15 protein-coding genes are annotated in these 13,281 nt (G+C 32.1%); all 15 read left to right on the top strand.

The annotated features are described in order from the left end of the window. Window positions 1-7: 7 nt before the first annotated feature. Genes fliQ through TETH514_RS08370 form a run of 15 tightly spaced genes read left to right on the top strand, consistent with a single transcriptional unit; the run spans window position 8 to window position 13,225 of the window. Window positions 8-277: a flagellar biosynthesis protein FliQ gene (gene fliQ / locus TETH514_RS08440; protein WP_003866718.1), complete on the top strand. Its 270-nt coding sequence runs from the start codon at window positions 8-10 to the stop codon at window positions 275-277. Between the two features lie 6 nt (window positions 278-283). Continuing rightward, the gene (gene fliR, locus TETH514_RS08435) at window positions 284-1,066 is read left to right on the top strand and encodes a flagellar biosynthetic protein FliR (protein WP_009052407.1); all 783 of its coding nucleotides are present in this window, start codon (window positions 284-286) and stop codon (window positions 1,064-1,066) included. Further along, window positions 1,063-2,154: a flagellar biosynthesis protein FlhB gene (gene flhB / locus TETH514_RS08430; protein ID WP_009052406.1), complete on the top strand. Its 1,092-nt coding sequence runs from the start codon at window positions 1,063-1,065 to the stop codon at window positions 2,152-2,154. Before fliR ends, flhB begins: the two co-directional genes overlap by 4 nt. Before the next feature lie 10 nt (window positions 2,155-2,164). Continuing rightward, on the top strand, window positions 2,165-4,186 hold the full coding sequence (flhA, locus tag TETH514_RS08425; protein WP_009052405.1) for a flagellar biosynthesis protein FlhA: 2,022 nt from the start codon (window positions 2,165-2,167) through the stop codon (window positions 4,184-4,186). Continuing rightward, window positions 4,176-5,201 carry an AAA family ATPase gene (locus TETH514_RS08420; RefSeq protein WP_003866722.1) on the top strand — a complete coding sequence of 342 codons (1,026 nt, stop codon included), beginning with the start codon at window positions 4,176-4,178 and terminating at the stop codon, window positions 5,199-5,201. Before flhA ends, TETH514_RS08420 begins: the two co-directional genes overlap by 11 nt. A gap of 3 nt (window positions 5,202-5,204) precedes the next feature. Continuing rightward, window positions 5,205-6,059, top strand: a complete 855-nt coding sequence (locus TETH514_RS08415) for an AAA family ATPase (protein WP_009052404.1) — start codon at window positions 5,205-5,207, stop codon at window positions 6,057-6,059. After that, complete coding sequence (locus tag TETH514_RS08410; RefSeq protein ID WP_009052403.1) at window positions 6,056-6,685, top strand: flagellar brake protein; 630 nt, start codon at window positions 6,056-6,058, stop codon at window positions 6,683-6,685. Before TETH514_RS08415 ends, TETH514_RS08410 begins: the two co-directional genes overlap by 4 nt. A 3-nt stretch (window positions 6,686-6,688) precedes the next feature. Then, window positions 6,689-7,273, top strand: coding sequence for a CheB methylesterase domain-containing protein (locus TETH514_RS08405; RefSeq protein ID WP_009052402.1), 585 nt, complete (start codon window positions 6,689-6,691; stop codon window positions 7,271-7,273). Beyond that, on the top strand, window positions 7,263-9,245 hold the full coding sequence (locus tag TETH514_RS08400; protein ID WP_009052401.1) for a chemotaxis protein CheA: 1,983 nt from the start codon (window positions 7,263-7,265) through the stop codon (window positions 9,243-9,245). Before TETH514_RS08405 ends, TETH514_RS08400 begins: the two co-directional genes overlap by 11 nt. A 15-nt stretch (window positions 9,246-9,260) precedes the next feature. After that, window positions 9,261-9,686 (top strand): chemotaxis protein CheW, encoded by a 426-nt coding sequence (locus TETH514_RS08395; protein WP_009052400.1) that lies wholly within the window; start codon window positions 9,261-9,263, stop codon window positions 9,684-9,686. A 5-nt stretch (window positions 9,687-9,691) separates the two neighbouring features. Beyond that, window positions 9,692-10,309, top strand: coding sequence for a chemotaxis protein CheC (locus TETH514_RS08390; protein WP_012268723.1), 618 nt, complete (start codon window positions 9,692-9,694; stop codon window positions 10,307-10,309). Continuing rightward, entirely contained in the window at window positions 10,299-10,787 is a 489-nt protein-coding gene (locus tag TETH514_RS08385) for a chemotaxis protein CheD (RefSeq protein WP_003866729.1), read from the top strand. Before TETH514_RS08390 ends, TETH514_RS08385 begins: the two co-directional genes overlap by 11 nt. Window positions 10,788-10,805: 18 nt before the next feature. After that, window positions 10,806-11,546, top strand: coding sequence for a FliA/WhiG family RNA polymerase sigma factor (locus TETH514_RS08380; RefSeq protein WP_003866730.1), 741 nt, complete (start codon window positions 10,806-10,808; stop codon window positions 11,544-11,546). 16 nt (window positions 11,547-11,562) lie between these two features. Continuing rightward, window positions 11,563-12,927: a DUF342 domain-containing protein gene (locus TETH514_RS08375; RefSeq protein WP_038016639.1), complete on the top strand. Its 1,365-nt coding sequence runs from the start codon at window positions 11,563-11,565 to the stop codon at window positions 12,925-12,927. 13 nt (window positions 12,928-12,940) lie between these two features. Continuing rightward, window positions 12,941-13,225 (top strand): hypothetical protein, encoded by a 285-nt coding sequence (locus tag TETH514_RS08370; protein ID WP_009052398.1) that lies wholly within the window; start codon window positions 12,941-12,943, stop codon window positions 13,223-13,225. Window positions 13,226-13,281 lie beyond the last annotated feature (56 nt).

The raw sequence follows: 13,281 nt of genomic DNA, 5'->3' as shown, positions 1-13,281 counted from the left end.
AAACAAGTTGAATACGGGAGTGGTTATAGATATAGGAAGAGAAGCTTTAACTGTTGCCTTAAAAGTTGCTTCTCCTTTGTTAGCAGTAGCATTAGGGGTAGGACTTTTAATTAGCATTTTTCAAGCTACCACACAAATTCAGGAACAAACTTTATCTTTTGTTCCTAAAATTGTCGCTATACTTATAAGTCTAATTTTATTTGGACCTTGGATGCTTACTACTCTGGTCAACTACACTCAAAGGTTGTTTTTAAATATTAATAATTTTATAAAGTGATGTAAAATGGATATAATTCAGTATTTACTTCAAAATGTTCAAGTTTTTATATTACTTTTCGTCAGAATGCTTGGCATTTTTATACTTACACCTTTTTTTGGTACAAAAAATGTTCCTACTATTTTAAAAATAGGTTTAGGTTTTTTTGCTGCAGTAATTGTTTTTGATACCATGGGACCAGTGGATTTGCAAATAAATAATGTTTTAGATTACTTTATCGTTGTAATCTCTGAGTTCATTGTGGGACTGGTAATAGGGCTGGCATCTATGATATCCTTCAGTGCTATACATTTAGCCGGTCAGCTAATTGATTATCAGTTGGGTTTTGGACTAGTAAACATTTTAGACATTCATAGTGAAACCCAAGTTCCTTTAATGGGAAATTTCATATATATTTTGACAATCCTTATCTTCATGCTTATGAATGGCCATTATACCTTATTTACAATGTTGGCTAAAAGTGTTGATATAATTGCTATTGGCAAAGTTGCTTTTGATTTTTCTGGTATGTCTCAGGTCTTAACAAAAATGGTATCTGATATGTTTTTATTGGGTTTTAGGATAAGTGTTCCTATAATTTTAACAACTCTTTTGACAGATTTAACTTTGGGAATAATCTCCCGTACTATACCTCAGCTTAACGTCTTTATGATAGGAATGCCAGCGAAGATTTTTGTTGGAATCTTTACTTTGCTTATTATGTTGCCAGTGTACCTGACAATTATAGATTTTCTGTTTAACAGAATGAATGCTGACATTTTTAGATTGATGAAATTTATGACAAGGTGATAGTTTTGAGTAAAATAAATTTGCAGTTATTTGCCCAAGAAAAAACTGAACCAGCTACTCCTAAAAGGCGACAAGATGCAAGAAAAAAAGGGCAAGTCTTCCAAAGCAGGGAAATAACTTCTGCTTTAGTAATTGTAGCAGGTTTTTTGGCAGTAAATATACTTACAATGCCTTCTTTAGAAAAAATGATGGCTTTAACAAAATATTTGCTTTATACCTATTCTGGAGCTAATGACGATGTTTTTAATGTAGTAGGTATACGAAATCTGTTTACATACGTTTTGCAACAAGCAATATCAATAGCTATGCCTATAATTTTATTAATTTTTGTCGTTTCTCTTGCGTCAACTTATCTTCAAGTGGGTTTTGTATTTACAGCTGAGCCCCTTGCCTTTAAATTTGAAAGATTAAACCCTGTGGAGGGCTTTAAGAGAATTTTTTCAAAAAGAGCATTAGTAGAATTGGTTAAATCTATTGCTAAAGTGGCAGTTCTTTTCTATATAATGTACTCTTTTTTAGCTTCTCAATATAAAGGTATACCAATGCTTCTTGATATGTCAGTTCAAGATATATTAAAATACGCTTTAAATATACTTTTGGGAATTACTATTAGAATAGGAATTGTACTTATTGTTCTTGGAGCGTTAGATTATTTTTTCCAGTGGAGAGAATATGAAACAAGTCTTAAAATGAGTAAAGAGGACATAAAGGAAGAGTTTAAAGAAACAGAAGGGAACCCACAGATAAAAGCAGAGATAAGAAGAAAACAGCGACAAGTTTCTATGAGAAGAATGATGCAAGACTTAAAAAAGGCGGATGTCGTAATAACAAACCCAACTCATCTTGCTGTTGCTCTTATGTACGATAGTAATGTCAATGACGCACCTGTAGTGATAGCTAAAGGGCAGGACATGATTGCCCTCAGAATGAAAGAAGAAGCTAAGAAATTAAATATCCCTATAGTAGAGAATAAGCCATTGGCTCAGGCACTGTATAGGTCTACTGAAATAGGAGACATGATTCCACCAGAGCTTTATCAAGCTGTAGCTGAAGTTTTGGCTTATGTCTATAGCCTCAAGGGAGAATAGGAGGGATAATTTGAAAGCCTCTGAGCTTACTGTGGCTCTTTTTGTAGTAGGAATAGTCTTACTCATAATGATTCCTGTACCACCTGTTATCATGGACTTTTTATTAATATCTAACATAACTTTGTCTATAATAATACTTTTAACTACCATGTATGTAAAAGATGCTTTGGATTTTTCTATATTTCCTTCTATATTATTAATAACTACTCTTCTGAGACTGGCTCTTAACATTTCGAGTACAAGACTTATTTTAAGCAATACCTACGCAGGTAACGTAATACAGGCCTTCGGAAGTTTTGTAATAGGTGGAAATCCAATTGTCGGATTTATTATTTTCTTGATAATTGCAATTGTACAATTTATCGTCATAACCAGAGGAGCAGAGAGAGTATCTGAAGTGTCAGCAAGATTTACCTTGGATGCAATGCCGGGAAAGCAAATGGCAATAGATGCTGATTTAAATGCAGGCCTCATAACAGAAAAAGAAGCGCGGGAGAGGAGAAAAGAAATACAGCAAGAGGCAAAATTTTATGGAGCAATGGATGGTGCTAGTAAATTTGTCAAGGGCGATGCAATTGCTTCTATAATTATTATCATCATAAACATTGTGGCAGGTCTCATTATTGGAATGGTGATGAAGGGAATGGATATAAATAGAGCTTTAAATACTTATATTGTTTTAACAGTAGGCGATGGTTTGGTAAGTCAAATACCAGCACTTTTAATATCAACTGCTACTGGAATGATTGTCACTCGTTCAGCTTCTGAGTCGAATTTAGGAGGGGATGTAATAAAACAACTTTTCAATCAGCCTCATATTTTGAAAGTGGCAGCTGGGTTACTCTTTGCACTGGTATTGGTGCCTTCTTTACCTAAACTTCCTCTTATCTTAATAGGTTCGTTGTTTGCATATCTTGGATTTGCAGGAACTCAAAAAGTAACAATAAAAGAAGAAGAACAAGAAGAAAATATAAAAGAGTTAGAGAATATAAGGGATCCTAAAAAAGTATATGAATTATTGCAAGTGGACCCTATTGAACTGGAATTTGGTTATGAATTGATTCCTCTTGCAAGTGGAGAATTGTTAGATAGGATTGTCATGATAAGAAGACAAATTGCTCTTGATTTGGGTATCGTGGTCCCAATGATTCGTTTAAGAGATAATATTCAATTAAAGCCTAATGAATATATTATAAAAATTAGAGGAAATGAAATTGCCAGAGGTAAGGTATACGTTGATAGATATATGGCTATGACGGCAGGAGAAATAGATGAAGATATTTCTGGGATTCGAGAAAGAGAACCAGCTTTTGGATTGCCTGCAATTTGGGTAGATGAAAACGAAAGGTCAAAAGCAGAAGCAAGGGGATATACAGTAGTAGATGTTCCTTCTGTCATCGCTACTCACCTTACTCACGTCATAAAACAGCATGCCCATGAACTTTTAGGAAGGCAAGAAGTACAGAGTTTAATTGACAATGTAAAAACTACAAATCCTGCCTTAATAGAAGAATTAGTTCCTAAGCTTTTAACAATAGGTGAAATAGAAAAAGTGCTTTCTAACCTTTTAAGAGAGGGGCTATCTATAAGAGATTTAGTTACAATATTAGAGACTTTAGCTGATTATGCTCCTATTATACGAGATACAGATGTTTTAACAGAGTATGTAAGACAGGCTTTAGCTCGTACTATTTCCAATAAATATGCTCCATATGGTAAGATTGAAGTTATAACGTTAGATCCGAGTGTTGAACAGTTAATATCCTCTAGTATAACTCAGACAGAACATGGTTCTTATTTAGCATTGGAACCTTCTTCGGCACAAAGGATTTTAAAGAGTATCCATGAATTAGCAAAAAAGGTAACTTTAAAGGGTGGACAACCTGTAATTCTGACAGCGCCTGTAACTCGATTTTATCTCAGAAAGTTAGTAGAACAAATTTCTCCTGATATTGCTGTTTTGTCATATAACGAACTTTTACCAAATATTGAAGTTGCATCGGTGGAGACGGTGAGATTAAATGAAAGTTAAAAAATATATTGCTAACGATTATCAAGAAGCTTTAAGAATGATAAAAGCGGAAATGGGAAGTAACGCTGTAATACTTCATCAAAACAAAATTAAAGAAAGAGGGATTATAGGACTTTTTAAGAAGAGTAAAGTGGAAGTAGTAGCAGCGGTAGAAGATTACCCACCGGTAATCCCTAAAGAAAGTATTACAAAAAATGATATAAATGAACTTAAAAATTTGATTAAAACTATAGCTACCAATAAAAATGGAACGGTTACAGAAGCTAAGGAGAAAACCTTAGTTTCTAAATTAATAGATTATGGAATAGAAAGGGAAGTGTCTCAGTTATTGGGGGAGGGAATTGATGAATTTGATAATAAAGGAATAAAAATTTTAAAGGAACGAATAGATGCTTTTATGGGACCTCCTCAAAAATTGAATACTGAAAAAAGCAAAAAAATTTTGTTCATTGGACCTACTGGAGTGGGGAAAACTACTACCATTGCAAAAATTGCTTCTAATTTGATATTGAATGAAGGTAAAAATGTAATGCTTGTTACAGCAGACATTTTCAGAATAGCGGCGGTAGACCAGCTGAAAACTTATGGAGAAATTTTAGGAGTGCCAGTAAAAGTAGTAAATAATATTTTTGACCTTCATAAACTTCAGCCAGAGTTTGAAAAGTACGATGTTGTTTTGATAGATACAGCGGGAAGAAGCCATAAAGATGAAAAGCGAATAAATGAATTAAAAACCTTCATTAAATATGCAAACTGTGATGAAACTTATTTATGCTTGAGTGCTACGACTAAATCGGAAGATTTAAAGGAAGTGATAAAAAGATATGAATTTGCAGGAAATTATAAATTGATTTTTACAAAATTAGATGAAACCGATAATTATAGTTCTATTTTAAATGCTGTTTATTATTCAGGGCGGCCAATTTCTTATTTTACAAATGGACAAATAGTTCCTGATGATATAACTTTAGCAGGAAGTGAAATTATCGCCTCAAGCATAGTAAAGGGGAATTAGTATATGATGGACCAGGCTGAAAGTTTAAGAAAATTGGTTTCCCAAAAGAAGAAGATAAAAAGAAGCAGGGTTATTACAATTACAGGTGGTAAAGGCGGAATTGGCAAAACATGTATCTCAGTAAATCTTTCTTTGGGGCTTAAAAAATTGGGCTATAATGTTACGATTATTGATGCAGATTTGGGATTTTCAAATGTCGAAATTGAATTAGGAGTTACTTCTAAGTATACTTTATTAGATGTTTTATACAACAACAAAATGATAACAGAAGTTATAAGCGAAGGACCTTTAGGCATAAAATACATATCTTCTGGTGGAGATTTCAACCTTATCAATGAAGGAGTGGATTTAAGCCTTTTTCTAAACAACATTAAAATTTTAGACTATTATTCCGATTTTATTATTATAGATACGGGTGCAGGGCTCAATAACGTAGTTAGCAATTTTTTGAAAGCGGCTGATGAAGTTTTACTCATAGTAACTCCTGAACCCACGTCTATTATGGATGCATATACTCTTATTAAGTATTCACTGGTAGGTGAAGATAAAAAGATTAATGTGCTGATAAATAAGGTAAAAAATTTTAATGAATACAAAAAAATTTATGACAGGTTTGAAACAGTAGTTAAAAACTATTTAGGTGTATCTTTGATTGATTTAGGTTATTTGGAAAATGACGAAAAGATGATGGAATGTATAATTGAGCAACATCCCATTGTCCTTAAATATGAAAATAGTAAAACCTCAAAAAGGATATTGCAAATTGCAGCTCAAATAGCTAATCAACCTCCTCCTATAGAAAACAAGGGGTTGTGGGGTATTTTTTCTAGACTTATAAATAGAGGAGGATTTAGATGAATGAGATAAATTTACTACCGGGGCAAAAATTGAGGATAGGTTTAAACAATGGCAAGACCATGTACTCATCTCAAGTACAGGATATTTCTAAAAATGGAACTATATTAATTGATACTCCAGTATACAGTGGACATTTAGTTCCTGTGAGAATAGGTTCAATAGTTCAAATAATTTATTTTACAAAACAAGGTTTATTTACCTTTTATGCCAAGGTTTTAAATAGATTTTCTGGAAAACTTGCTCTTTTAGAAATAATGCCTATAAGCAGTGTAGAAAGATTGCAAAGGAGACAGTATTTTAGATTAGAAAAAGTGATTCCCTTTACTTATACTATTAGTGGTGGAGAAGAAGATAAGGTTTATAAAGGCCTTATTCAAGATATAAGCGGTGGAGGATTAAGATGTAAGGTAGATAAAAAATTAGAGGTAGGGACTATCATAAATTGTGTTTTTACATTAGACCAAGAGATAACAGTAAGCGGAAAAGTAGTGAGATATGAAGAATTATTAGAAAAAGGATATGAAATTGGTATCTGTTATGTGGACATTTCTGAAAAAGTGAGAGAAAAGATTATAAGCTATATCTTTGAAGAACAGAGAAAAAGTAGACAAAAAGGGATTGAATGATTTATGAAAAATGATTGTCTTGTTATAATTGGGGCTTCTACTGGGGGGCCTAAAGCACTGCAATATATATTGACAAATTTACCAAAGGACCTTTTTGCTTCAGTAATTGTAGTACAACATATGCCAGAAAAATTTACTAGAATGATGGCAGAAAGATTAGACCAAAGTTGCAAGATCAAAGTAAAAGAAGCAGTAGATGGAGAGGTAATTTTGAAAAATGTAGCTTATATTGCACCTGGCGATAAAAATTTATTATTAATTGAAGAAAATGATAAAATAAAAATTAAACTTTCTACGAATTTTGAATCTGTTTATAAACCTTCCATTGATGCTACTTTTATAAGTGCTTCCCAAATAAATGCCTGCATAATAGCTGTTATTTTGACAGGTATGGGAAGTGATGGTTCAAAAGGACTTAAATATTTAAAAGAGAAAGGAAGTTTTATTATATGTCAGGATATCGAATCTTCTCTGGCAAAAGGAATGCCTTATAACGCTATAAAAACAGGATTTGTTGATAAAATCCTTCCTTTGGATAAAATTCCAGCAGAAATAATTGAGAAGGTGAGGGGATTTTATGGAAAATAATCAATACATCGATATATTTATTGAAGAATCACAAGAGCATATAGAAAATTTAAATAGCAATTTATTGCTTTTGGAAAATGACCCTAAAAATAGGCAAATAATCGATGAGATTTTTAGGTCTGCCCATACTTTAAAGGGTATGGCTGCTACTATGGGCTTTGAAAACATGAATAAATTAGCTCATAAAATGGAGGATGTATTACAAGAGGTAAAAAATGGCGAATTAAACATTTCTCATCCCATCATGGATATTCTCTTTAAGTGTGTAGATACCTTAAGTGAGATGCTGGATTCAATATCACAAACAGGAGAAGATAATGTACCTATTGATGAGTTGATGTTTTTACTTTCGGGCGTTAGTTCTAAATCTAAAAATAAAGAGCCTGTTGTAGAAAAAGAAAATAATGTTTCCAGTAGCGATACATTATTGAACGTATACGAAGAAGATATAATAAGAGAGGCAGTAAAAGATAATTACAAAGCCTATAAGATAACAGTACATATTGACAAAGGATGTGTTATGAAATCCGCTCGTGCTTTTATAATCTTTAATAGTTTAGATGAAATAGGAGACATAATAAATTCTTTTCCCTCTGTAGAAGACATTGAAGATGAAAAATTTGAGGAGAGTTTCACTGTTCACATCATTACAAAAGAGGATAAAGAAAGTATTGAAAAAAGATTACTGTCTATCGCTGAGGTCAACAAGGTGGAAGTGGAACTAATAAATATTGATTTAAATAAAGAAGGAGAAACATTTGTCAAGGAGGCATCTTTTTCACAATCTCAAAGTTTTGAGAACATAAAAAAATCTCAAAGCAATAATAAAACTTCAAAAAGTGTAAGAGTAGATATCGACAGATTGGATAATTTAATGAATTTAGTAAGTGAACTTATAATCATAAAAACCCGCCTTGAAGGATTAGAGGCAGATAACAGGAACTCTGAAACTGCAAGTGCTATTGAATATTTAGAAAGAATAACTACTAATTTACATGATGCTGTTATGAAGGTAAGAATGGTACCGGTTGAAAGAGTATTCAATAGATTCCCAAGAATGGTAAGGGATTTATCTTACGAGTTAGGCAAAAAAATTATTCTCAATATGTATGGACAAGATACAGAAGTAGATAGAACTGTTATAGATGAAATCGGTGACCCTTTAATTCACCTCATAAGAAATTCTATTGATCATGGTATCGAAATGCCACAAGAAAGGTTGCAAAAAGGGAAACCAGAACAAGGTACTATTAATTTGAGAGCTTATCATGAAGGTAATAATGTCATAATAGAAGTTAGTGATGATGGAAGAGGAATTGATATAGAAAAAGTCAAAGCAAAAGCAGTAGAGAAAGGCATTTACACCGCTGAGCAAGTAAATGACCTTTCTAAAGATAAAATTTTAGACCTTTTATTTAGGCCAGGTTTTAGCACTACTGACAAAGTTACAGATATTTCTGGCAGAGGCGTAGGATTAGATGTAGTAAAAAATAAAATCGAATCCTTAAACGGCTCAATTGAAATATTATCAGAAATAAATAAGGGAACAAAATTTATAATTAAACTTCCTCTTACTTTAGCAATTATACAAGCTTTATTAGTAAAAGTAGGAGATGAAAAATTTGCAATTCCCCTTAATTCAATTTCAGAAATAGTTCATAAAAAAGAGGAAGAAATACACAATGTTCAAGGAAAGGAAGTAGTTCTTTTTAGAGGAAAGGTAATTCCAATAATAAGATTAAATGAAGTATTAGAAACCAAAAAGATTTCTAATAATGGAAATTTGGTGTGTGTAATTATCAAAAAAGGCGAAAATTTAGCATGCTGTACTGTAGATGAATTAATTGGCCAGCAAGAGATAGTCATAAAACCATTAGGGAAGTATCTTTCTAATGTCAAAGTTATTGCAGGAGCTACAATATTGGGAGATGGCCAGGTAGCCTTGATTGTCGATGCCAACAATTTGTTTTAACAAGGAGGGAGAATTTTGAGCCTATATGTTATCGCCAAAATTGATGAGGAAGAATATGCAATAAACATAGAAAAAGTGCAGACTATAGAAAAAGTAATGGCTATAACAAGAGTTCCTCAGACTGAAAGTCATGTAAAAGGCGTTATAAATTTAAGAGGAGAAATAATTCCTGTGATTTCTTTAAGAGTAAAATTGGGTTTAGCAGAAAAAGAGTATGATGAAGATACAAGAATTGTGGTTTTAAAGGCTTACGATATGTTAGTAGGCATGATTGTAGATAATGCTAATGAAGTGGTTGATATTGCAGAAGAAGATATTGATAACTTGGTTTTTAATGAGGCTTCTGACGAATTTGGAAAATTCGTCAGCAAAGTAGGAAGAATTAAAGATAAGGTATTTCTCATTTTAGATTTAAAAAAATTATTAGATGTCAGGGTGTGAGAAATGTGGATATTAACCGATTAAATGAAATGTACATAGACATTTTAAAAGAATTAGGAAATATTGGATCAGGAAATGCTATAACTGCTCTTTCAACAATGATTGGCAAAAAAATGGACATGCAAGTGCCAAAGGTAAAAATTCTAGATTTTAAAGAAGTATCAGATATATTTGGCTCTGCTGATACGATCATTGTTGGCATTTATTTCGATCTAGATGGAGATGTAAAGGGTAATATTCTTTTTGCACTTGATATAAAAAGCGCTGCTTCTCTTATTTGGAGTCTCATGGGATTGGAAGTAAAAGAAGAATTTGATGAGTTAGAAAAATCCGCTTTAGAAGAAATAGGAAATATTATGGCGGGTAGCTATGTAGCCTCGTTATCTACTCTTACTTCTTTAAATATAAAAATTTCACCTCCCGCAATAAGTATAGACATGGCAGGAGCAATTTTGAGTGTTCCGGCTATTAAATACGGAGAAATTTCTGATAAGATTTTGTTTATTGAGACCCAATTTATAGAGGGAGAAAAACTTATAAAAGGTGATTTCTTCTTAATACCAGATATTAATTCTTTTGATTTAATACTAAAAGCGCTTGGAGTTGAAGTGAATGGAAAATAAGATTTACAGGGTTGGAATGGCAGATGCAAAGGTCACACAAAGCCCAGGAATTCTTACAACTATTGGGCTGGGGTCTTGTGTGGGAATTGTTCTTTATGACCCTTTAACTAAAATAGCAGGGTTAGTGCATATAATGTTACCTTATAGTGACAAAATATCTGATAATTCTAACAAACTTAAGTTTGCCGATACCGGTATCCAAATTTTGATTGAAGAAATGGTAAAAATAGGTGCTAATTCTAAAAGGTTGATTAGCAAAATTGCTGGAGGAGCGCAAATGTTCTCTTCTAAAATAAATTCTGACATTATGAACATAGGAGAAAGAAACGCTATTGCTACTAAAGAAGTGCTAGGAAAACTTGGCATACCAATCGTTGCGGAAGATATAGGTGGAAATTATGGAAGAACTATTGAGTTTTATTCTGAGGATGGAAGACTATTAGTTAAAACTATTGGTTATGGAATAAAATATATTTAAAAATTGGGGGAATTTTGTATGGCATTAGTGGAGGAGGATATATGGAAAACTTATAATTCTAATAAAGACCCAAATCTACGAAATGAAATAATAATCAAGTATATGCCGCTTGTCAAACATATTGTCAAAAAACTCATCATTTCTGATATTACTCAATCTGAGTATGAAGACTTGATAAATCAAGGAGTAATTGGCCTTATCGATGCAATTGAAAAATATCAGCCTAGTAAAGGTGTAAAATTTGAAACTTACGCTACTTTAAGAATAAGAGGAGAAATAATAGACTATTTGCGGAAAAAAGATTGGATGCCTCGAAGTCTCAAAAAAAAGTACAGAAAAATAGAAGAAACCGTAGAAACACTTCAACAAAAATATAATAGGGAACCTACAGTTGAAGAAATAACAGAAGCTTGTGGCTTAAATGAAACAGATGTTTTAAAAACTTTAAGCTATATCAATGTTTCTAACATTAACTCTTTAGAGGAAGCTATTGAAAATAACTTTAAATTACATGCTATTTCAGATGTCGAACTAAAAAACCCAGAAGAGGAAGTATTGTACAAAGAACTAAAAAGAAAGCTAGCAAATGCTATTGAAAATTTACCAGATAAAGAAAGATTAGTAATAACCTTGTATTATTATGAAGATTTAAACTACAAAGACATAAGCAAAATTTTAAATTTAACAGAGTCTAGAATATCACAAATTCATACAAAAGCTATCAAAAGGATAAGGGAGATATTAGGTGAATACTTTTAAAATGGGGGCTTTAAAAATGGATGAAAAAAAGTATAAAGTACTTATTGACGTATCGAGAGATAAACAACAGGCCTATTTGACTTTAATTGAAGACCCCGATGGCATTAGTATTAATAAAGAAGTTTTATTACAAGAAATCGCAAAACATAATATAGTATATGGAATAAAATTCGATGTTATAGATAATATTTGTAAAGATTTGAAAAAGGTAAAAGGTGTATTAATTGCAGAAGGGAAAAAGCCTATAAATGGAGAAGATGGAAAGATAATTTTTGAGATAGACGTAGAAAAGGCTGCAACCCCAAAAATTTTGGAGGACGGAAGTGTAGACTATAAAAATTTAGACTTGTTTAAAAACGTTAAAAAGGGCCAAATAATAGCTCGAAAAATAAATCCTACCGAAGGGCAACCAGGAATTAATGTTTTTGGACAAAAAGTTGATGCTTTAGGCGGCAAAGATGTGAGACTTCCTCTTGGGAAAAATACTTATATTGATGAGGATAAACTTGTAGCTGCTGTAGATGGTCATATTGTGGTTTTAAACAACAAAATAGAAGTGCATACCCTTTTGGAAGTAAAAGAAGTCGACACTTCTGTAGGAAATATAAAAACGGTAGCAAGTGTAAAAATTACTGGGAATGTTAAATCAGGTTTTACTGTTGAAAGTGAAGGTAATATAGAAATTTTTGGAGTAGTGGAAGCAGCCACTATAATAGCAAAAGGAAATATCAGTATTCATAAAGGAGTACAGGGCGCTGGAAGGGCAAAAATTATCGCAGAAGGAAATATTACAGCAAAGTATTTACAAAACTGCAGTGTAGAAGCCGGAGAAGATATATACAGTGAAGCGATAATTTATTGCGATGTAAAAGCAGGAGGAAGTGTAAAACTTTTAGGAAATAAAAGCCAAATTATTGGCAGTAAAATTGTAGCTGCAAGAGAAATTTCAGCGGCAAATATTGGTTCAAAAATAGGAACGTATACAGAATTACAAGTAGGTATACTGCCTCAAAAGAGGCTGAAAATAGCGGAATTAACTTCTCAAATAGAACAAAACAATGCCCAGTTAGAAAAAATAGGAAAAATTCTTAAGTACATAGAAAAAATCGAAAAATTACCTCCTGATAAAGAGGAGATTTATCATAAAGCTAAAAAATCTTTCCAAGATTTAATTTCTCTAAATCATCGTCTAAGTGAGGAATTAAATTCTTTAAAGGAGGAAATAAAAAGTTCTAGTATTGGAATTATAAAAGTTTTTGATACAATATTTCCAGGAACTAAACTCGTCATTGATGACGTTACTTTAAAGATACAAGAACCTATTAAATATGCTATGTTTATAAAAAATGAGGAAGAAATAAAATTTTTTCCTCTAAAATAAGGAGATGAATTTTATGTCTTCCAATTCCCCTATTGATTTAAAATCTATTCTACCTCGTACTGTAGAGGCAGGAAATTTGAAACAAATTGACCTTCAAAAGCCTGTCATTTATTCTCAGCAAATAATAACCATTTCTAATAGAGAAAATGAAATAAAGAAGACAAAGCCTAATGAACTCGAAAAAACAGAAAAAACTCTTATAAAAGATCGCCAAAACTCTGAACAAAAAAATAAGCAGGAAAAAGATAAAGGTAAAAAAAGCAAAAAAACTATAGGCCATATAGACATAAAAGTGTGATAATATATTGACATTTAGCAAAATATATAATATAGTATTCATTGTCAGTCAATAAC

The organism is Thermoanaerobacter sp. X514, assembly GCF_000019065.1.
GTDB lineage: Bacteria > Bacillota > Thermoanaerobacteria > Thermoanaerobacterales > Thermoanaerobacteraceae > Thermoanaerobacter > Thermoanaerobacter pseudethanolicus.
Note: the sequence above shows the minus strand (reverse complement) of the source record. Positions and strands in the feature narration are given on the sequence as shown.

Excerpts from the sequence above, each read along its gene's own strand:
- TETH514_RS08420 (WP_003866722.1), top strand. The coding sequence starts at position 4,176 with ATGAAAGTTAAAAAATATATTGCTAACGATTATCAAGAAGCTTTAAGA.
- fliR (WP_009052407.1), top strand. The coding sequence starts at position 284 with ATGGATATAATTCAGTATTTACTTCAAAATGTTCAAGTTTTTATATTA.
- TETH514_RS08410 (WP_009052403.1), top strand. The coding sequence starts at position 6,056 with ATGAATGAGATAAATTTACTACCGGGGCAAAAATTGAGGATAGGTTTA.
- TETH514_RS08405 (WP_009052402.1), top strand. The coding sequence starts at position 6,689 with ATGAAAAATGATTGTCTTGTTATAATTGGGGCTTCTACTGGGGGGCCT.
- TETH514_RS08400 (WP_009052401.1), top strand. The coding sequence starts at position 7,263 with ATGGAAAATAATCAATACATCGATATATTTATTGAAGAATCACAAGAG.
- TETH514_RS08415 (WP_009052404.1), top strand. The coding sequence starts at position 5,205 with ATGATGGACCAGGCTGAAAGTTTAAGAAAATTGGTTTCCCAAAAGAAG.
- TETH514_RS08370 (WP_009052398.1), top strand. The coding sequence starts at position 12,941 with ATGTCTTCCAATTCCCCTATTGATTTAAAATCTATTCTACCTCGTACT.
- TETH514_RS08385 (WP_003866729.1), top strand. The coding sequence starts at position 10,299 with ATGGAAAATAAGATTTACAGGGTTGGAATGGCAGATGCAAAGGTCACA.
- TETH514_RS08375 (WP_038016639.1), top strand. The coding sequence starts at position 11,563 with ATGGATGAAAAAAAGTATAAAGTACTTATTGACGTATCGAGAGATAAA.
- TETH514_RS08380 (WP_003866730.1), top strand. The coding sequence starts at position 10,806 with ATGGCATTAGTGGAGGAGGATATATGGAAAACTTATAATTCTAATAAA.